This window comes from Limnohabitans sp. TS-CS-82 (genome assembly GCF_002943475.1).
On the sequence record NZ_PTQX01000003.1, the window covers coordinates 288404 to 307763 of the forward strand.

The window sequence follows — 19360 nt, forward strand, 5'->3', positions numbered from 1 at the left end:
GTGAGCACCATGAATAAATTGTCAGATCTGTCAGCCCCTCCCCTTCAGCCTCTTCTCAAACCCTCGCGTTGGACGCGTGCGGTCTATGCGGCTTTGTGGGTGGTTGGCACCGTGTGGTTGGTCATGATCTTGGCGTGGAGCACCTTGAACATGTTCATTGTGCCGCGCATTGGGGACTACCGAGAGCTGCTGCAAACCCAGGCCTCCCGCGCCATGGGCATGCCGGTGAAGATCGGCCACATCAGTGCCGAAGGCGGCTGGTGGGTGCCGATGTTTGACATCCAAGATCTGCAAGTGTTGGACGCCCAAGGCCGCGAAGCGCTGAAGCTGTCGCATGTGCAAGTGGCCATTTCACCGCGTTCGCTGGTGCGTGGGCAGTTTGAGCAACTCACCATCGATCGCCCCGAACTCGACATCCGACGCGACAGCGCAGGCCATGTGTGGGTGGCGGGCATCGACACGGGGGCTTCTGCGGGGGACGGCAGCGGCGCCGATTGGTTCTTCTCCCAACCCGAATTTTTGCTGCGCGATGGCGTGGTGCGTTGGCGCGACGAGCAGCGCTTTGGCGAGCAAGCGCCGGAGTTGGTCATGTCTGACGTGGAGTTGGTCATGCAAAACCACTGGTTGCACCACGATGTGCGTTTGGATGCGACGCCGCCGTCTGAGTTGGGCCAACGCTTTTCTCTGCGCGGCAAATTCAAGCAAGCACCTTGGCAACGCGCTGGCGATGTGGCGCATTGGCGCGGCGAGTTGTTTGCCGACGCCCCGCATTTGGACCTGTCCACGCTGCGCCAATGGCTGGCGATGGACCCCGATCGGTCTTTGCAAGAAGGCCGTGGTGCGTTGCGTCTTTGGGCCGACGTGGCCAATGCCCAGCTCGTGGGCGTCAACGCAGACATGGCGCTGGACGAAGTGAAAGCCAGTTTGGGCGCCAACCTCCAGCCCTTGGCCTTGCGCCATGTGCATGGCCGTTTGGGGGCCAAGTGGCAAGGCGACGAGGTGAGCCTGAACAGCGAAGACTTGGTGTTTGACACCCAAGACGGCGAGCACTGGCCCGGCGGCGTGCTGCGCGTGCAGTGGAACACCAACGATGCCGCCACCGGCAGCATCAGCGCCGACCGACTCGACCTGAACGCTTTGGCGCAAATCAGCCAACGCTTGCCTTTGCCCGACACAGCGCGTGGTCTGTTGGCGCGGGTTCAGCCACAAGGCCAAGTGAACCAGCTCAACGCCACTTGGCGGCGCGCCACCACGCTGAAAGGTGCAACGCAACTGGACTACACCGCGCGCGGCACCGTGCAGCAGTTCTCGCTCAACCGCGACGCGGTGGCCGACAGCCCGTTGGCCGCCTTGCCCGGTGTGCAGGCCGCGCAGCTGGAGTTTGACATCACCCAGCGCGGGGGCAAAGCCAAGCTCCACATCCAAGACGGCAGCCTCACGCTGCCCATGGGTTTGGACGAGCCACGCATCGCGCTGGAAGAGGCGTCGGCCCAACTGGTGTGGGAGCTCGATGGCGACCAAGTGCAGGTCAAGTTCATCCAAGGCCATGTGAGCAACCCCGATGTGGCGGGCGATTTCAGCGGCAGCTGGAAAACAGGCGTGGGTAACGCGCGCTTGCCCGGCGTGTTGGACCTGACGGCTAACCTCAGCCGCGCTCAAGTGGCGCAGGTGTACCGCTATTTGCCCAGCAACTTGTCGGCCTCGGTGCGTGGCTATGTGCATGAGGCGGTCAAAGCGGGCGATGCCAGCAACGTCAAACTGCGCTTGCGTGGCAACTTGGCCGACATGCCGTTCGACAACCCCAAGCTGGGCGAGTTCCGCATCTCTGCGCAAATCGCACAAGGCCAATACGCGTACGTGCCCGCCAAACTCGGCACGCCCTTGGCGCAGCAGTGGCCGCCTTTGACCGCGCTCAACGGTGAGTTGGTGTTTGAGCGCAGCGCTTTGCATTTCAAAGGCAGCACCCAACTCACGGGTGCGCCCAAAATCACGTGGCGCAAAGTCGAAGCGCACATTCCCAACTTGGCCAAGGCCGTGGTCAGCGTCAGCGGTGAGGCCCGTGGGCCTTTGCCCGAAGTGTTGGCGATGGTGTCGCAATCGGCTTTGAACGAGTTGACCGGCCAAGTGCTGAGCCAAAGCCAAGCCAGCGGCGATGCCGATTACAAACTCAGCCTGAGCGTGCCCTTGGACACCTTGAACAAAACCAAAGTGCAAGGCAGCGTCGCATTCGCCGACAACGAGTTGCAGGTCATGCCGGGCATTCCGGTGCTCAGCCGCACGCGCGGCATGTTGCAGTTCAGCGAACGCGGTCTCAGTCTCAAAAACTTACGCGCCCGTGCTTTGGGGGGCGATGCACAAATTGACGGCGGCTTGTCGTTCGAGGCCGCCGCCGGTGAATCGCCTTTGCAGCTCAAGATCAACGGCAACCTCACGGCCGAAGGCTTGCGCCAGGCCCGTGAGTTGGGGTTTGCCTCGCGCTTGGCGCAGCGTGCCACGGGTGGCTCGTCGTACACCGCCACCGTGGGGCTGCGCCGAGGTCAGCCCGAGCTGCTGATCAACAGCGATCTGCGTGGCATGGCCTTGAATTTGCCTGCGCCCATGACCAAGGTGCCCGCCACGGCCTTGCCTTTACGGGTGGAGATGCAGTTGACGCGTGAGTCGTTGGCGCCCAAGGCCCGTGTTTTGCAAGACCAAATCAAAGTCAGCGTGGGCCGCGTGCTGGCGCTGGCGTATGTGCGTGACCTGAGCGGACCGCGCACCCGTGTGTTGCGTGGGGGCGTGGCCGTGGGGGCCGACGTGGTCGACGGGCTGACCCCGCGCGACAGCGGCGTGGGCCTGAACCTGCAATTGCCGTTTGTCGATCTCGATGCGTGGAACCAAGCCTTGACCCAATTCACGGGCGCTCCGTTGGTGAATGCCGCAGGCAAACCCGCCAAGGCTGCGGTGGTGGGCCAAGAGGCTGCGGCGTCAGACGATGCGCAAGACTATGTGCCCCATGTGGTGGTGTTGCGGGCCGATCAAATTAAAGTGGCTGAACGCGCCATTCACCATGTGTTGGTGGGCGGCACGCGCGTGGGCGAGGTGTGGCGCGTCAACCTCAGCGCCGATGAGTTGAACGGCTCGGCCGAAGTGCGCCCCGCCAACGGCAACACGCCTGCACAGCTCTTTGCCCGATTGGCCTATCTGAACATTCCGCCCAGCTTGGTGCCCGACGTTGAGAACCTGCTGACCGAAGAGCCCAGCAGCATTCCCGCGCTGGACATCGTGGTCAACGAACTCACCTTGCGCGGTAAAAAACTGGGTCGTTTGGAGATTGAGGCCGTCAACCGCATGGGGGCCAACGCGGCGCGTGAATGGCGCTTGAACAAGCTCAACCTCATCTTGTCCGAGGCCACGTTCAACGCGAACGGGAGCTGGATGGCCGATGGCCCACGGCTGCAACGCACGCGGCTGAATGTGCTGCTCGATGTGCGCAACAGCGGTGAGTTGCTCACCCGCTTCGGCACACCCGACGCCATTCGCGATGGTCGTGGACGCTTGGAAGGTCAAGTGTCGTGGCAGGGCTCACCCATCACCTTGGACTACGCCAGCATGGCGGGCAAGCTCAACCTGAACATTGAAAAAGGCCAGTTCTTGAAGACCGACCCAGGCGCGGCGCGTTTGCTGGGCGTGTTGAATTTGCAAGCCTTGCCACGTCGCTTGACCCTCGATTTCAGCGATGTGTTCAGCGAAGGTTTTGCCTTTGATTTCGTGCGCGGCGATGTGCGCATTGAGCAAGGCGTGGCCTTCACCAACAACCTGCAAATGAAGGGCGTGGTGGCCGGCGCCTTGCTGGAAGGCAGTGCCGACTTGGCGCGCGAAACCCAAGACCTGAAAGTGGTGGTGGTGCCCGAGATCAATGCAGGCACGGCGTCGCTGTACATGGCCACCATCAACCCCGTGATTGGTTTGACCAGCTACTTGGCGCAACTTATTTTGAGTCGCCCCTTGGTGCGCGCCGGTACCAGTGAATTTCACATTGACGGCACATGGGCTAACCCCCGCGTGACCAAGGTGGACTGATGCCGTTTACCGCGGGTACTTTGTTGCGTCGTTGGGTGCTGTGGGTGCTGCTGGTGCTGCTCGTCTTGTCCATGCTCAGCACCTTGGTGTGGTTGGCGGGGCGCTACGAGGTGAGCCAAGTGCAAAGCCGCAGTGAGCGCGATGCCGCTGACGCTGTTGGCGATATTCGCACCGCGCTCACCCGCAACGTACAAAGCTTGCAAGCCCTGCAATTTGCCGACCGCAGCGCTGTGCCGTGGAGCCAAGATGCCGCTGGCCTGTTGCGCGAACACCGCGAGTGGGTGCGTCTTGAATGGCGCGATGCCGATTTGAATTTGTTGGCCGCCGTGGACACCCCGTTTCGCGCGCCGGTCTTTGCGCGCATGGGTCGTCCCGCGCGGCAGCCCGAGATCGTGCAGGCCTGTGGTGTGGCGCGTCGTCAAAGTGGCCCAGGGTATGGGGCCAGCAACTACGTGCCGTTGAACAATGGCTTGGGTTTAGAGATCATGGATTTGTGTTTGCCCGTCATCACCGATGGGCAACTCACGGGTTACACCGTCGCCAGTTACAGCTTGCAAGAGGTGTTGGTGAACATGGTGGGCCCGCAGCTCACGCGCAGCCAAGAGGTGTCGTTCACTGAGGCGGATGGCACGCGTTTGGCCATGCACGGCACACCGCGTCGCGGCTCACGCATTTTCACGGCCAAGCAGTTGCTGGACATTCCGGGCCATGCAATGGTGCTGCGCATGGACAGCTGGCGGGCCGCGCCCGACTTCTTTCCCAACGTCTTGACCGCGTTGGTGACCGCCATGGCGATTGCGCTGGTGACGGTGCTGACCATGCTGGCGCGTGACATGCGCCGACGCCAGCGCGTGGAGCTCGATTTGGCGGATGCCTTGGCGTTTCGCAAGGCCATGGAAGACTCCTTGGTCACGGGCTTGCGTGCGCGTGACAGCCAAGGTCGCATCACGTATGTGAACCCCGCGTTTTGCGAGATGGTGGGGTTTGAGGCCAAAGAGCTGATGGGCCACGGCATTCCCGCGCCGTATTGGCCGCCAGAGATGGTGGACGAATACGGCATGCGTCAAGCCCTGCGCTTGGCGGGCAATGCGCCACCGCGCGAAGGCGTGGAGTCGGTGTTCATGCGCAAAAACGGTGAGCGTTTTGCCGTGTTGATTTTTGAAGCGCCGCTCATCAACGCGACCGGTCAACAAACCGGTTGGATGAGCGCGGTGCTGGACATCAGCGAACAACGCCGCGTGGAAGAGGTCTCGCGCGCCAGTCAAGAACGCTTGCAAGCCACCGCGCGTTTGGCCACCGTGGGTGAAATGGCCTCGCTCTTAAGCCACGAGTTGAACCAACCCTTGGCTGCCATTTCGAGTTATGCCACCGGCAGCTTGAACTTGCTGCAAGATGCCGCGCTGGAAGATGCGCAATTGGCCGAATCGTTGGGCAGCGCCATCCAACGCATTGGCCAACAGGCGGAGCGGGCGGGCAAGGTCATCAAAAGCGTGCATGACTTTGTGCGCCGTCGCGACCAAGCGCGTGAAGCCGTCACCCCGCGTGCGTTGCTGGACGACGTGATGCCGTTGGTCATTTTGCAAGCCCGTAAATTGGGGGTGCGCGTGGACGTGCGCTGCGCCCTTGACCTGCCCGCTGTGTTGTGCGACCGCACCATGGTGGAGCAAGTGCTGCTGAATTTGTCGCGCAACGCCATGCAAGCCATGGGCGACGACACGCCGCACAAAGTGCTGACGCTGTCGGTGCGTCCTGCGGCCTCCAATGCCGTGAGTCGCTGGTTGGAGTTCACCGTGGCCGACGTGGGCGCGGGCATTCCAGAGGCCGTGGCCGAAAAACTTTTCACCCCTTTCTTCACCACCAAAGCTGAGGGCATGGGCTTGGGCCTGAGCTTGTGTCGCACGGTGGTGGAGCAGCACGGTGGCTTTTTGAGCCACCGTGCCAACCAACCTCGCGGCACGGTGTTCAGTTTCACCCTGCCGCAGTCCTGAACGGAGTTATCGCGCATGCAGCCCACCGAAGATGCCTTGGTTTTTATCGTCGACGACGACGCCGGTGTGCGCGAGGCTTTGGCGTGGCTGCTGCGCTCACGCCGTTTGCCCAGCCAGTCGTTTGACAGCGCCGATGCGTTTGCGGCGTTTTTAAACGCGCCAACGAACGGTCCTTGGCGACCCACGCAACCGGGCTGTTTGCTGCTCGATGTGCGCATGCCGGGCATGAGTGGCTTGGCGCTGTTCGAGCAATTGATAGAGCGCCAGTTGCTGGAGGTGTTGCCCGTGATCTTCTTGACGGGGCATGCCGATGTGCCAACGGCGGTGGACTCGGTCAAGCGCGGCGCGTTTGATTTTTATGAAAAACCGTTTTCAGACAACGCCTTGGTCGACCGCATCGAGCAGGCTTTACAGCGTTCGCAACAGACCTTGCAACAGCACCGCCACCGCACCAGCTTGCAACAAAACTTGGCCGATTTGACCGAGCGCGAGCGCGATGTGATGCGCTTGGTGGTCGAGGGCTTGCCCAATAAATTGATCGCCGATCAGCTCGACATCAGTGTGCGCACGGTGGAGGTGCACCGCGCCCGCGTGTTTGACAAGATGGCCGTCAAGTCGGCAGTGGAGTTGGCCAATTTGTTGCGCGGCGATTGACGTGACGCGCGTGCGCCGCGGCGCTTCAGTGCTCGCGTTCCGTGTGGATTGTCGGGGTGGCGTCTTTGGCGCTGTCTGCGGCGGCTTGGTCGAGCGCTGCTTGGTGCTGGGCTTCGGTTTCGCTGCGACCTGAGAACATGGTCCACCACACGATCAGCACCAAGATGCAACCTGCGCCCAGCGCTTCAAGCAAAATCAAGAACATGAAAAAAATCCTATGGCATATGGTGTGGGCTCTGATTGTAGGAAGCTTGGTTTCTTGCAGCACAGGCTCTCGGCTGCGCGTGCCGGTGGACGAATACAGCCGTACGCCGCCGCGGGCTGAGCCCTTGCCAAGCGCGCGCGTAGCGCCCGAGTTGCCTCGTACCACAGGCACGTTGGCAGGCATGCCGGGCACGCCTAATCCGCGCGCCAGTTACCGCAGCCGTTGGGTGCCGGTGTCGTGGGGCGAGGTGCCCGGATGGCAAAACGACGATCTGCAAGACGCGTGGAACGCTTGGCTGCAAAACTGCGAACGCCCGGGCCCTTTATTTGCGCCCCTGTGCCAAAACGTGCGCCAACTCTCCTTGGGTAGCGTGGACGAACGCCGTGTGTGGATGATGAGCCAGCTGCAGCCTTACCGTGTGGAAGCGGCAGACACGGGCTCGGTCGATGGCTTGCTCACCAGTTATTACGAGCCGCTGTTCGATGTGTCGCCCGTTCAACGCCCTGGTTTTGACGTGCCGTTGTACGCCCCGCCAGATGCTTTGAGCGAGGCGCGTCGCAGTGGTCGACCTTGGTTCAGTCGGCAAGAGATTGACACCTCACCCCAAGCCCGTGACGCTTTGCGAGGGCGCGAAGTGGCTTGGCTGGCCGACCCTGTGGATGCGCTGGTGCTGCACATCCAAGGCTCAGGTCGCGTGCGTTTTACAAGCCCCGACGGCAGCGTGCGCGTGGTGCGCTTGGCGTTTGCCGGGGCGAATGAGTGGCCTTACCAAAGCGTGGGACGTTGGTTGCTGGACCGAGGCTTGATTCGCGACGCGTCGTGGCCCGGCATCAAAGCGTGGATTGTGGCGACCCAGCAAACCAACCCCGCTTTGGTGCAAGAGATGTTTTGGAGCAACCCGCGCTATGTGTTTTTTCGCGAAGAAACGCGCACGGGGGCAGAGGCCCGCTTGGGGCCGCGCGGTGCGCAAGGCGTGCCCTTGACGGCGGGTCGTTCCATTGCGGTCGACAAAGATTCCATCCCTTACGGCACGCCCGTGTGGATGGCGTCGGCGGGACCGAATGCGAACTTGCAGCGCTTGGTGTTCGCGCAAGACACAGGCAGCGCCATCGTCGGCGCGGTGCGTGCCGACTACTTTGCGGGCACGGGGCCTGAGGCCGGTGACTTTGCGGGGCGCATGAAACAGCCGTTGCGCCTTTGGGTGCTGTGGCCGAGGTAAGCGCATGTCAATTCAACAGTTCAATGGCGAGTGGATTTCGCAAGAAGACCGCGTGTTGTTTCGCTTCAACACGAGCACGGGCGAAGAGTTCAGTTTTTGGCTGACCCGCATGATGCTCAAAGGTTTGATTCAAGGCGCTCAACATGTGGCGGTCAAAACCCTTGAGAAAACGCACGAGCCCCAAGTGGCGCAGGCGGTGCAATCGTTCCAACAGCAAGCGGTGGCGCAGCAGGCCAATTTTAATGACGCTTACAAACCCGCACCGCAAAAGCCTTTGGGAGAGGCCCCACTGTTGGTGATTGGCTTGGTGATCAACCCACAAGACGATGGACAAACGGCGATTGAGTTACAGCTGATCACCAAAAACAGCGTGAACTTGAAGTTGCCGCCACATGTGCTGCAAATCATGATGACCTTGCTGAACAAGTTGCAAGAACGCGCGGGTTGGGGTGTGGGGTTTGAAGCCCTGCCTCAGCAGGCCGATCAAATTCGTTTGCACTGAGCCTATAAAGTTATTTATTTGAACTATAGTAGTTGTTATTAAAACTTTATGTATTTTTAATTATGAAAAACTTCTCTTGGTGGCTGCGGCTGCCCTAGCCCTCACGGGTTGTGCCGTTCAACGCTTCGATGTGCAGCCTGCCACTCAAGATGCTGCTGCGTACAACGATTCGCAATCGTTCTGGGTGTACGGTGTGGGTCAAACCGAAGAAATTGATGCTGCAAAAGTCTGCGGTGGTGCTAAGAAAGTCCAACGCGTAGAAACGCAAGTGACGGCCGCTAACGCTGCCTTGACTTTTGTGACCTTGGGCATTTATGCACCCCGTCAAATCCGTGTGTTTTGTATCCGTTGATCAAGGATGATTGCTATGAAAAAACTTCTTTTATCTTTGTGCATGGTTGCGATGCTTGGTGCTTGCTCTACACAGACAGCGCTCATCAATGGCAACACGGGCAAGCTCGCCAAGCAAGACATGCAAACATTTTTTGTGCATGGCTTGGGTGAGCAACAGCAAACCATCGATGCCGCTGCCGTCTGCGGTGGCGCTGACAAAGTGGTCAAAGTGGAACGTGTGACGTCATTCGTGAATGGCTTGTTAAGCATGCTCACCAGCAGCATTTACACCCCCTATGACGCTAAGGTGTATTGCCTGTAATTGATTTCTTCGAATCAACGCATGAGCCCAACTGGCAACAGTTGGGCTTTTTTGCTTCTAGATCTTATGTTGATTGAAATGGGTCAACGGCAAGGCCCCGCCCGCTTTCACTTCGCCCAGTGAAAAACTGGTGTGTAAATCTTTCACATGCGGCAGGTTGATCAACACCTCGCGCGCGAATTGGCTGAAGGTGTTCAGGTCACGCGAGACCACTTGCAGCTCAAAGGTGCCCGTTCCGCTGATGTAGTGGCACGACACGATCTCTGGGATTTGGCGAATTGCGGCTTCTAAGACTTGCGTCACATCGCCCGAGTTGCGCTCGGCGTCGAGCCGCACAAAGGCCAATACGCCCAAACCGAGTTTGTGGCGGTTGATTTCTGCACGGTAACCGGTGATGTAGCCCTCTTCTTCCAACACCCGCACGCGCCGCCAACATGGGGCCGCGCTCAAGCCCACGCGCTGCGCGAGTTCGGCGTTGGTCAGCCGTGCATCGCGTTGCAGTTCGCTCAAGATCGCGATATCAAATTTATCGAGTGTCTCCAAGGTAACGCCTTTATCTTTCGTGGTTTCAAAATTTTAGAAAGAATCTTGCGCAAATAGGGCAATTCGGTGAATAAAAAGAACACCTTTATCTGGGGGCGCCCCCTACACTTTGTGACAAATTCAAGAAACCAATGGAGACAGCCATGAACGCACCGCTCCCCGAGCACATTCGCCGCGCCCTCGAAACCGTGACGCTGGACGACAAATACAGCCTCGATGCGGGGCGTGCTTTCATGAGTGGGGTGCAGGCTTTGGTCAAGTTGCCCATGCTGCAGCGCCAACGCGATGCGCTGCAAGGCAAAAACACCGCAGGCTTCATCAGTGGTTACCGTGGTTCGCCCTTGGGCGGTTACGACCAAGCCTTGTGGAAGGCCAAGGATTATTTGAAGGCCCAGCACATCGTGTTTCAACCCGGTGTGAACGAAGAGTTGGCCGCCACGGCCTTGTGGGGCACGCAGCAGTTGGGCTTTGCGCCACCCGGCAGCAATAAGTTTGACGGCGTGTTCGGCATTTGGTACGGCAAAGGCCCCGGTGTGGACCGTTGCTCCGATGTGTTCAAACACGCCAACATGGCGGGCACGACACCTTGGGGCGGCGTGCTGGCGGTGGCGGGAGACGACCACATCGCCAAAAGCTCCACCGCTGCGCACCAAAGCGACCACATTTTCAAAGCCTGCGGCACGCCGGTGTTCTTTCCTGCCAGCGTGCAAGATATTTTGGATTTGGGTTTGCACGGCATCGCCATGAGCCGCTTTTCGGGCGTGTGGTCGGGCATGAAGACGATCCAAGAAATTGTGGAATCCAGCGCCACGGCGGTGATCGACCCTGAGCGCGTGAACATCGTGATTCCTGAGTTTGAAATGCCTGCAGGCGGCATTCACATTCGCTGGCCCGACGATGCCCTCAGCCAAGAGGCGCGCTTGTTTGATTACAAGTGGTACGCGGCTTTGGCCTATGTGCGCGCCAACCGTTTGAACTACAACGTGATCGAGGGGCAAAACGACCGCCTCGGTTTGATCGCCAGCGGCAAAGCCTTCAACGACACGCGTCAAGCCTTGCTCGATTTGGGGCTCGACGATGACACTTGCCGACGCATTGGCATTCGCCTGCACAAAGTGGCCGTGGTGTGGCCGCTGGAGGCGCAGCTCACGCGTGAGTTCGCCACGGGCTTGCAAGAGATTTTGGTGATCGAAGAGAAGCGTCAGGTCATTGAGTACCAGCTCAAAGAAGAGCTGTACAACTGGCGCGCCGATGTGCGTCCGGTGGTGCTGGGCAAGTTCAACGAGACGAGCGAAGGCGGTGGCGAGTGGTCCATGCCCAATCCCAAAGACAACACCTTGTTGCGTGCCAATGCCGACTTGAATCCCTCGTTGATCGCCAAGGCGATTGCCCAGCGCGTGCTCAAACTCGGTGTGGACGCCGACATCACGGCCCGCATCAACGCGCAGTTGGCCATCATCACCGCCAAAGAACAGGCGATGACCACGGTGGAAGTCAAGGCCGACCGTCAGCCTTGGTTCTGCTCGGGTTGCCCGCACAACACCAGCACCAAGGTGCCCGAAGGCTCGCGCGCCATGGCCGGTATCGGCTGCCACTTCATGACCTTGTGGATGGACCGCAGCACCTCGGGTTTCACGCAAATGGGCGGCGAAGGCACGCCTTGGGTGGGGCAGCAACCGTTTGTGAACGACGCACACATTTTTGCCAACATCGGTGACGGCACGTACTTCCACAGCGGCATCTTGGCCATTCGCCAAAGCGTGGCGGCGGGGGTGAACATCACCTACAAAATTTTGTACAACGACGCCGTCGCCATGACCGGCGGTCAGCCTGTGGGCGAGCGCCCTGAAGGGCACAGCACCTTGCAAATCGCGCAAAGCATGAAAGCCGAGGGGGCACAACGCATCGTCATCGTGACCGACGAGCCTGAGAAATACGAAGGCGCCGATTTGGTGAGCGGTGTGGACGTGTTTCACCGTGATGAGTTGGACCGCATTCAGCGCGAGATGCGTGAGATCAAAGGTTGCACGGTCATCATTTACGACCAAACCTGCGCCACAGAGAAACGCCGCCGTCGCAAACGCGGCACGATGGTGGACCCCGCCGTGCGCGTGCTCATCAACGAACTCGTGTGCGAAGGCTGTGGCGACTGCGGCGTGCAAAGCAATTGCTTGAGCGTCGAGCCTTTAGAAACCGACTTTGGCCGCAAGCGCACCATCAACCAAAGCACCTGCAACAAAGACACCAGTTGTCTGAAAGGCTTTTGCCCCAGCTTTGTCACCGTGGAAGGCGGTCAGCTGAAGAAGAAGGCCAAAGGCGTGTCAAAAATTGCCATGCCAGAGGTGGCATTGCCCACGCCCATCTTGCCCAACACCGCGCACGCATGGGGCATGGTGGTGGCGGGGGTGGGTGGCACGGGCGTCATCACCATCGGTCAGTTGTTGGGCATGGCGGCGCACATGGAAGGCAAGGGCATCGTCACGCAAGACTCAGCGGGCTTGGCCCAAAAAGGCGGCGCCACTTGGAGCCATGTGCTGATTGCGGACAACCAAGAGGCGATTCGCACCACACGGGTCAGCATGGCCGCGGCCGACTTGATCATCGGTTGCGACCCCATCGTCTCTGCCGGTAAAGAAACGTTGCAGCGCATGTTGGCTGGGCGCACGCATGTGGCCTTGAATGCGCACAGCACACCCACCGCCGCGTTTGTGAAAAACACCGACTGGCAAAACCCTGCCGACCAATGCTTGGCCGACATCGCGCAGACGGTAGGTGTCGAGGGCGTGAGCGCGTTTGATGCCAACCGCGTTTCTTTGCAGGCGCTGGGTGACAGCATTTACATCAACCCCATGTTGCTGGGCTACGCCTGGCAAAAGGGCTGGGTGCCTCTGGGGCTGGAGGCGCTGATGCGCGCCATTGAACTCAACAACGTGGCGATCGAGCAAAACAAGGCGGCGTTTACGTGGGGCCGTCACTGTGCGCACGACCTTGTGGGCGTGAATGCGCTGGTTGACGCCTCGCAAAACCCCGCCCAAGTGGTGCAGTTCCATGCCCGCCCTAACGTGGATGCCATCGTTGACCAACGCGTGGCCTTCCTCACCGATTACCAAAATGCGGCCTACGCTCAAACGTACCGCACGGCGGTGGAGCGTGTGCGTGCGGCCGAAGCGCCCTTGCAAAAAACCAGCTTGACCGAAGCCGTGGCGCGAAACCTGTTCAAGCTCATGGCCTACAAAGACGAGTACGAAGTGGCCCGTTTGCACACCGATGCCGCGTTTTTGCAAAAGATCAACGGCATGTTTGAGGGCGATTTCAAAGTGAATTACCACTTGGCTCCGCCCTTGATCGCCAAGACCAACGCCAAAGGCGAGTTGCAAAAGCAAAAGTTTGGCCCCTTCATGTTGACCGGTTTCAAATTGCTCAAGCACCTCAAAGGCTTGCGCGGCACGGCGTTCGATGTGTTTGGCAACACCGAAGAGCGCCGCACCGAGCGCGCCTTGATCGGCGACTACCAAGACAGCATCGATCAAGTGCTCGCCAAACTCAGCGCGGACAACCACGCGCTGGCGATGGACATTGCCCGAGTACCAGAGCAAATCAAGGGCTTTGGCCACGTCAAAGCCCGTCATTTGGCGGCCGTGCGTGGCAAGTGGGCAAGTTTGATGGGCGCTTGGCAGGGTTAATCCCCGTTACACCCCTGCCGCATACAATCCGCGATTGGCCCGTTCAGGCGTTTTGCACCTTGGCGGGAGTCCTTCTTATTGGAGTTCGATCGTGTTGATTTCTTCTGCTTTTGCTCAAACCGCCCCTGCCGCCGCTGCCGGTGGCGACATCATGTCTTCCCTCACCGGCATGTTGCCTTTGGTGTTGATGTTTGTGGTCTTGTACTTCGTGATGATTCGTCCCCAGATGAAGCGTCAAAAAGAACACAAAGCCATGATCGACGCGCTCGCCAAAGGTGACGAAATCGCCACCGCTGGCGGCTTGCTCGGCAAGGTCACCAAACTCGGCGACAACACCCTCAGCTTGGAAGTTTCTCCTGGCGTGGAAGTGCAATTGCAGCGTACCGCTGTGGTGCAAGTGTTGCCTAAAGGCACAGTCAAGTAATCACTGATAACGAAGCGATCATGAACCGTTACCCGTTTTGGAAATACGCGATCATCGTGATCGCTTTGTTGATTGGCAGCATCTACACGCTGCCTAACTTTTTTGGTGAAGCGCCTGCCGTTCAAGTGAGCGCAGGCAAGCCCGGCATCAAAGTGGATGCCGCGGTTCAGGCGCGTGTGGAGGAGGCCCTAAAGGCCGCCAACCTCACGCCTGAGGTGTTGACTTTGGACAATGGTTCGCTCAAAGCCCGCTTTGATAACACCGACACCCAGCTCAAAGCCAAAGACGCCATTCAGCACGCCTTGGTGCCTGACGCCAACGACCCTGCGTATGTGGTGGCCTTGAACCTCTTGGCCCGTTCCCCTGCTTGGCTGACCAGCTTGGGCGCATCGCCCATGTATTTGGGCTTGGACTTGCGCGGTGGTGTGCACTTCATGTTGCAAGTGGACATGCCTGCAGCCTTGACCAAAAAAGCCGAATCCTTAGCCGGTGACATTCGCACCGGCTTGCGCGAGAAAAACGTGCGCCACAGCGGTATCAGTCGCAATGGCCAAACCATTGAAATTCGCTTTCGTGACATGGCCACCTTGGAATCTGCCCAGCGCGTGATTCAAGACCAGTTTGCCGATTTGCAAACGACCAGCGCACCCGATGGCGCTGACTTCAAGCTCACCGCGGTCATCAACCCCGTGGCGGCCAAGCGCGTGCAAGAGCAAGCGATCAAGCAAAACATCACCACCTTGCACAACCGGATCAACGAGTTGGGCGTGGCCGAGCCCGTGATTCAGCAGCAAGGCACCGACCGCATCGTGGTGCAACTGCCTGGCGTGCAAGACACGGCCAAGGCCAAAGACATCTTGGGCCGCACGGCCACGCTGGAAATCCGCATGGTGGACGACAGTGCTGAAGCCCGCAGCGCCGAACTCAGCAACGGCCCTGTGCCGTTTGGCACCGAGCGCTTTTTGGAGCGCAGCGGCCAAGCTGTCATCGTGAAAAAGCAAGTCATCTTGACCGGCGAAAACCTCACCGACGCACAACCCGGCTTTGACACCCAAAACCAAGAAGCAGCCGTGCATTTGACGCTTGACGCCAAAGGCGCGCGCATCTTCAAAGACGTGACGCGTGAAAGCGTGGGCAAGCGCATGGCTATTTTGCTGTTTGAAAAAGGCAAGGGCGAAGTCGTCACAGCGCCTGTGATTCGCAGCGAAATCGGCGGTGGCCGTGTGCAAATTTCGGGTCGCATGAGCACCGTGGAAGCCAACGACACCGCGCTGCTGCTGCGCGCTGGCTCGCTGGCTGCACCGATGGAAATCATCGAAGAACGCACCATTGGCCCAAGCCTCGGGGCTGAAAACATCGCCAAAGGTTTTGACTCGGTCACCTGGGGCTTTGTGGCCGTGACGGCCTTCATGTGTGTGTACTACATGCTGTTTGGCCTGTTCTCCAGCGTGTCGCTGGCCGTGAACTTGTTGCTCTTGGTGGCGGTGCTGTCCATGTTGCAAGCCACGCTCACCTTGCCCGGCATGGCCGCGATGGCCTTGGTCTTGGGTATGGCGATTGACGCCAACGTGCTGATCAACGAACGCGTGCGCGAAGAGTTGCGCAACGGTGCCTCGCCCCAGTCGGCCATCCATGCCGGTTACGACCGCGCTTGGGCCACCATCCTCGACTCCAACGTCACCACCTTGATTGCTGGCTTGGCTTTGTTGGCCTTTGGCTCGGGCCCCGTGCGCGGTTTTGCCGTGGTGCATTGCTTGGGCATTTTGACCAGCATGTTCTCGGCCGTGTTCTTCTCGCGTGGCTTGGTCAACGTTTGGTATGGCCGCCAAAAGAAATTGCAAAGCGTGTCTATCGGCACCGTGTGGCGCGCTTGATCGCGTCGCTCTAAGAAAGAAATTGCGTCATGGAATTTTTCAAAATCCGTAAAGACATCCCGTTCATGAAGAATGCGGTGGCGTTTAACGCCATTTCGTTCATCACGTTCTTGGCGGCGGTGTTCTTCTTGTTCAACCGTGGCTTGCATTTGTCGGTCGAGTTCACGGGCGGCACGCTGATGGAAGTCAGCTACGGCCAACCCGCCGACTTGAACGTGGTGCGCGACCAAATCGCCAAGCTCGGCTTGAACGACGTGCAAGTGCAAAACTTTGGCACCGCCCGCGACGTGATGATCCGCATGCCTGCGGTCAAAGGCCAGAGCTCAGCCCAGCAAAGCGAGCAAGTGCTGACTGCTTTGAAAAGCATCGATGCCAATGTGCAGCTGCGCCGCACGGAGTTTGTCGGACCGCAAGTGGGCGACGAGTTGGCTGCTGACGGCCTCAAGGCCTTGGCCTTTGTGGTCATCGGCATCATGATTTATTTGGCCATGCGCTTCGAGTGGAAGTTTGCGGTGGCTGCCATCATCGCCAACTTGCATGACGTGGTCATCATCTTGGGCTTCTTCGCGTTCTTCCAGTGGGAGTTTTCGCTGCCCGTGCTGGCGGCGGTGCTGGCCGTGCTGGGTTACTCGGTGAACGAGTCGGTGGTGATTTTTGACCGTATCCGCGAGAACTTCCGCCGCTACCGCAAGATGGACACGGTCGAAATCATCGACAACGCCATCACCTCCACCATCAGCCGCACCATCATCACACACGGCTGTACGCAGCTCATGGTGTTGTCGATGCTGTTGTTCGGTGGCGCCACCCTGCACTACTTTGCGCTGGCGCTGACCATCGGTATCTTGTTTGGCATTTACTCATCGGTGTTCGTGGCCGCAGCCATTGCGATGTGGTTGGGCATTCAGCGCGAAGATTTGATCAAGGCACCCGTCAAAGCCGCGGGCGATCCTGACGACGAGAACTCAGGCGCGGTGGTTTAAGCCCACCCTTATCTTGAGTCTATTGGCCACGCTTTTGCGTGGCTTTTTAGTTGGAGTCTTTGGACGATGTTGTATTTGAAGTGCACCGCTGACATTCAAAAGCTTGTCGGGCTTCGGCAAGAAAATTTATCAATGGCAGCTGACGACGGCGCACTTCTGGGTAACTGGTATGTGCATCGATTTCCCATTTCTAGGCGTAAAGCGCTTGTCTTTATGAGCGAGACCACCTTTTTGTCATTCATCTTGCTCCAAGGTAAGAGGGCCGTCACCCTAGACACGTTGCCGACTATGTTGCTCGCAGGTCTTGAGCAATTGTTGGTGATGCGAGGCATTCCCCAAGAGGCGGTTGATCGTGCTTTTTTGCATTACCAAGAAGGCCGCTTCTCAAAAACGGACAGCCGTTCAGCGTTGGGAACGCTCAATGACATCGTTTTTCGCTACCAGTGGATGATCGATCACGCGGGGGGTTTAGACGCGTGCGACCTGACAGACATCATCATGCGCATCAACGAAACACCCCATTCACGCTTGGGGTGTGATTCTTGGGACGCTGTACAAGCCAAGCTGTTGAGGCTTTGCTGAAGACGCAGTGAGCGTCAGTGCGCGACGCGATCCGCGTCGTCGCACAACTCGTCTAGCACCAAGGCGTCGGGCTCTAAGCCGATGCTCCAGTACACCATGAGCACGATGATTTTCAGGTCATCCAAATCAATGGGCTGGGTGGCCGCGGCCATGGCGCGATCGAGCACGATTTCGCGCATGTGAGGTGACAACACTTCGGCGGTTTCTAAAAAGCGAATAAAGCCTAAGCACGCCGCACCCAAACGGTCTTGCTCGGCCACCGAATACACGCGCAGGCTCTGCGCCGATTCGGTGTGGTGTTCGGGCGACGATTGGCTGATGTCGATCAACTCGGTGTTGTGCGAGGCGATGTTCAGGCCATCCAACCATTGCAGCGCCTGCGAAATATCGTCCGCTTCAAAGCCTACGGCGCTGAGTTTGCGGCCCAGCTGCTGCAGCTCTGGACACGCATCACCGTGCCAGTAGTTTTCGTAGACATAGACGAGCACTTCAAACATGGTTTCAATATAACTGCTTTGTTGCCGCTGCTTTAGTCGGTTCCCATGCGGTCACTTGAATTAACGTGTGGCGGCCAGTTTGAGTGCGTTTTCTAAGCTGAGTTTTCCATGACCGAAGATGGGATCAACCCCTGTGAAATCGGGTTTGCCATCGTTGTTCATGTCTTTGTCTGCCGATTCGAGAATGATGCCCACGATCTCGGTCGATGTCAGTTGGGGGTGTTTTTGCTTCAGGATGGCGGCGACGCCCGCGACGCGCGGTGCCGCGAATGAGGTGCCTTGTACGCTGGATGACAGCCCTGTGTCGCCAGAGGCCAGGATGTATCGATCCGCTAAAAAACCAGCGCTGGTGGAGTAGAGGGCCATGCGCTGTGCGCCTACAGGTCCGGTCAGTGCGCCTACAACGAGGGTGGAGTCGCGGGTTTCAGGCTGGGTGGCCATGGCCACTGCCATGGCATTGCAACCATTCAAGTTGGTGTCGTTGCAAGGTGCACCGCTGTTGCCAGCGGCCACGGTGATGACGGCATCGGAGATTTGTGGCATCGGAAATTTCTGAATCACGGCCAGCACTTCTGCGGCAGTTTTTCCGGAGGTTGGAATGTCTGAGCCTAGGCTCAAGTTGATCGCCAGCGGCAGGCTGGAGCCTACGCTGCTGCGCAAATGACCATGAATGCTGGCCCATGTGGTGGCAATGTCTTGTGAGGCAGACAAATCGACGTTGCGTTGCAGCACCATTGCTTGCGCGGCAACGCCTGGAATGGCCTGTATGTCCAAGGTTGCCTTCAGCGTGCTGATTGGGGCTGCGGTTTGGAAGGTGTTCGGACACGTCAGTTTGAGGGTCTCGGCGGTGATGGTGCAAGCGATCAGGTCAGCATTGCTAGGGGCAACATTGGTCAGAGTCCTGAGCATCGTTTCGCTAGCCCGCGTGCCGCCCGCAATGTCCGAGACCAATTGACCATGGCTAAATTCAATGGGCATTTCGTAGGACAGTTTGTAAATGGCGGCATAACTGTTGATGCCTTCCCTGTATGTGAGTTTGCGCTGGATGTTCGGGAACGACACGGTCGCCGTCAGTGTGGGGCTGAAATCGTCAATCACCATGATCGTCACGCCTTGGCCTGTGGCCCCGTCGATGACGCCGACATCGCTGAGGTGGGCTTTGGCACCGTATTCCAATTTCTTGGTGAGGGCTTCAAAGGTCGTTGTGCCATTGTCTGTGGTCACGGTGGCGCTGTCGAACGTCAAGGCGGCGTTGGCTGCTGCATTGAGCGTTTCGTTTTGGGCCTGAGGCTCAGACCCACCGCCGCCACAGCCTGTCAGCAGGGCTGTTGTCGCGCACAGCGTTGCGATGAGAGACAGTTGGCTCGGAGTTTTTGATGAATTAAATGAAAAATGCACGTTTATATACCTCTATGTATTACTTAAATGTTAATTAATTCTACTTTGTAGAAAAGTTAATATTTATGCAAAGTAATACAAAAAGGTAATT

Annotated in this window: 16 protein-coding genes; 12 read left to right on the forward strand and 4 right to left on the reverse strand. The window is 58.7% G+C overall.

The features are described from left to right. The first annotated feature begins 9 nt into the window (after positions 1 to 9). From C5F52_RS09080 to C5F52_RS09090, 3 genes are read left to right on the forward strand one after another with little or no spacing between them, the layout of a single operon-like run. Positions 10 to 4062, forward strand: a complete 4053-nt coding sequence (locus C5F52_RS09080) for a YhdP family protein (protein WP_161499674.1) — start codon at positions 10 to 12, stop codon at positions 4060 to 4062. Then, positions 4062 to 6050, forward strand: coding sequence for a nitrogen regulation protein NR(II) (locus C5F52_RS09085; protein ID WP_104798033.1), 1989 nt, complete (start codon positions 4062 to 4064; stop codon positions 6048 to 6050). The genes C5F52_RS09080 and C5F52_RS09085 overlap by 1 nt, the downstream gene beginning before the upstream one ends. Before the next feature lie 15 nt (positions 6051 to 6065). Continuing rightward, positions 6066 to 6704, forward strand: a complete 639-nt coding sequence (locus C5F52_RS09090) for a response regulator transcription factor (protein ID WP_104798034.1) — start codon at positions 6066 to 6068, stop codon at positions 6702 to 6704. Positions 6705 to 6729: 25 nt separating this feature from the next. Here the strand turns inward: C5F52_RS09090 and C5F52_RS30030 are convergent, their stop codons facing one another. Beyond that, positions 6730 to 6909: a hypothetical protein gene (locus tag C5F52_RS30030; protein WP_201746995.1), complete on the reverse strand. Its 180-nt coding sequence runs from the start codon at positions 6907 to 6909 to the stop codon at positions 6730 to 6732. Between C5F52_RS30030 and C5F52_RS09095 the strand changes: the two genes are divergently transcribed. The 4 genes from C5F52_RS09095 (at position 6842) to C5F52_RS09110 (ending at position 9285) form a co-directional block, all read left to right on the forward strand. Next, the gene (locus C5F52_RS09095; protein WP_104798035.1) at positions 6842 to 8128 is read left to right on the forward strand and encodes a murein transglycosylase A; all 1287 of its coding nucleotides are present in this window, start codon (positions 6842 to 6844) and stop codon (positions 8126 to 8128) included. The genes C5F52_RS30030 and C5F52_RS09095 overlap by 68 nt on opposite strands. A 4-nt stretch (positions 8129 to 8132) precedes the next feature. Next, complete coding sequence (locus tag C5F52_RS09100) at positions 8133 to 8630, forward strand: hypothetical protein (RefSeq protein WP_104798036.1); 498 nt, start codon at positions 8133 to 8135, stop codon at positions 8628 to 8630. Positions 8631 to 8709: 79 nt separating this feature from the next. Further along, entirely contained in the window at positions 8710 to 8982 is a 273-nt protein-coding gene (locus C5F52_RS09105) for a Bor family protein (RefSeq protein ID WP_201746990.1), read from the forward strand. Between the two features lie 15 nt (positions 8983 to 8997). Next, positions 8998 to 9285 (forward strand): Bor family protein, encoded by a 288-nt coding sequence (locus C5F52_RS09110; protein ID WP_104798175.1) that lies wholly within the window; start codon positions 8998 to 9000, stop codon positions 9283 to 9285. Positions 9286 to 9342: 57 nt separating this feature from the next. Here the strand turns inward: C5F52_RS09110 and C5F52_RS09115 are convergent, their stop codons facing one another. Then, the gene (locus C5F52_RS09115; protein ID WP_104798038.1) at positions 9343 to 9828 is read right to left on the reverse strand and encodes an Lrp/AsnC family transcriptional regulator; all 486 of its coding nucleotides are present in this window, start codon (positions 9826 to 9828) and stop codon (positions 9343 to 9345) included. Between the two features lie 143 nt (positions 9829 to 9971). Here C5F52_RS09115 and C5F52_RS09120 point away from each other — a divergent pair, with 143 nt between their 5' ends. The 5 genes from C5F52_RS09120 (at position 9972) to C5F52_RS09140 (ending at position 17374) form a co-directional block, all read left to right on the forward strand. Beyond that, positions 9972 to 13511: an indolepyruvate ferredoxin oxidoreductase family protein gene (locus C5F52_RS09120; protein WP_104798176.1), complete on the forward strand. Its 3540-nt coding sequence runs from the start codon at positions 9972 to 9974 to the stop codon at positions 13509 to 13511. Between the two features lie 91 nt (positions 13512 to 13602). Next, entirely contained in the window at positions 13603 to 13935 is a 333-nt protein-coding gene (gene yajC, locus C5F52_RS09125) for a preprotein translocase subunit YajC (RefSeq protein WP_104798039.1), read from the forward strand. A gap of 20 nt (positions 13936 to 13955) precedes the next feature. Beyond that, positions 13956 to 15809, forward strand: coding sequence for a protein translocase subunit SecD (secD, locus tag C5F52_RS09130; protein ID WP_104798040.1), 1854 nt, complete (start codon positions 13956 to 13958; stop codon positions 15807 to 15809). 29 nt (positions 15810 to 15838) lie between these two features. After that, positions 15839 to 16792, forward strand: a complete 954-nt coding sequence (gene secF, locus C5F52_RS09135) for a protein translocase subunit SecF (protein ID WP_104798041.1) — start codon at positions 15839 to 15841, stop codon at positions 16790 to 16792. Between the two features lie 132 nt (positions 16793 to 16924). Beyond that, positions 16925 to 17374 (forward strand): hypothetical protein, encoded by a 450-nt coding sequence (locus tag C5F52_RS09140; RefSeq protein ID WP_161499675.1) that lies wholly within the window; start codon positions 16925 to 16927, stop codon positions 17372 to 17374. 14 nt (positions 17375 to 17388) lie between these two features. Here the strand turns inward: C5F52_RS09140 and C5F52_RS09145 are convergent, their stop codons facing one another. Both C5F52_RS09145 and C5F52_RS09150 read right to left on the reverse strand, forming a co-directional pair. Beyond that, the gene (locus tag C5F52_RS09145; RefSeq protein WP_104798043.1) at positions 17389 to 17871 is read right to left on the reverse strand and encodes a DUF494 family protein; all 483 of its coding nucleotides are present in this window, start codon (positions 17869 to 17871) and stop codon (positions 17389 to 17391) included. Positions 17872 to 17931: 60 nt separating this feature from the next. Then, the gene (locus C5F52_RS09150; RefSeq protein ID WP_104798044.1) at positions 17932 to 19269 is read right to left on the reverse strand and encodes a S8 family serine peptidase; all 1338 of its coding nucleotides are present in this window, start codon (positions 19267 to 19269) and stop codon (positions 17932 to 17934) included. Between the last annotated feature and the right edge of the window lie 91 nt (positions 19270 to 19360).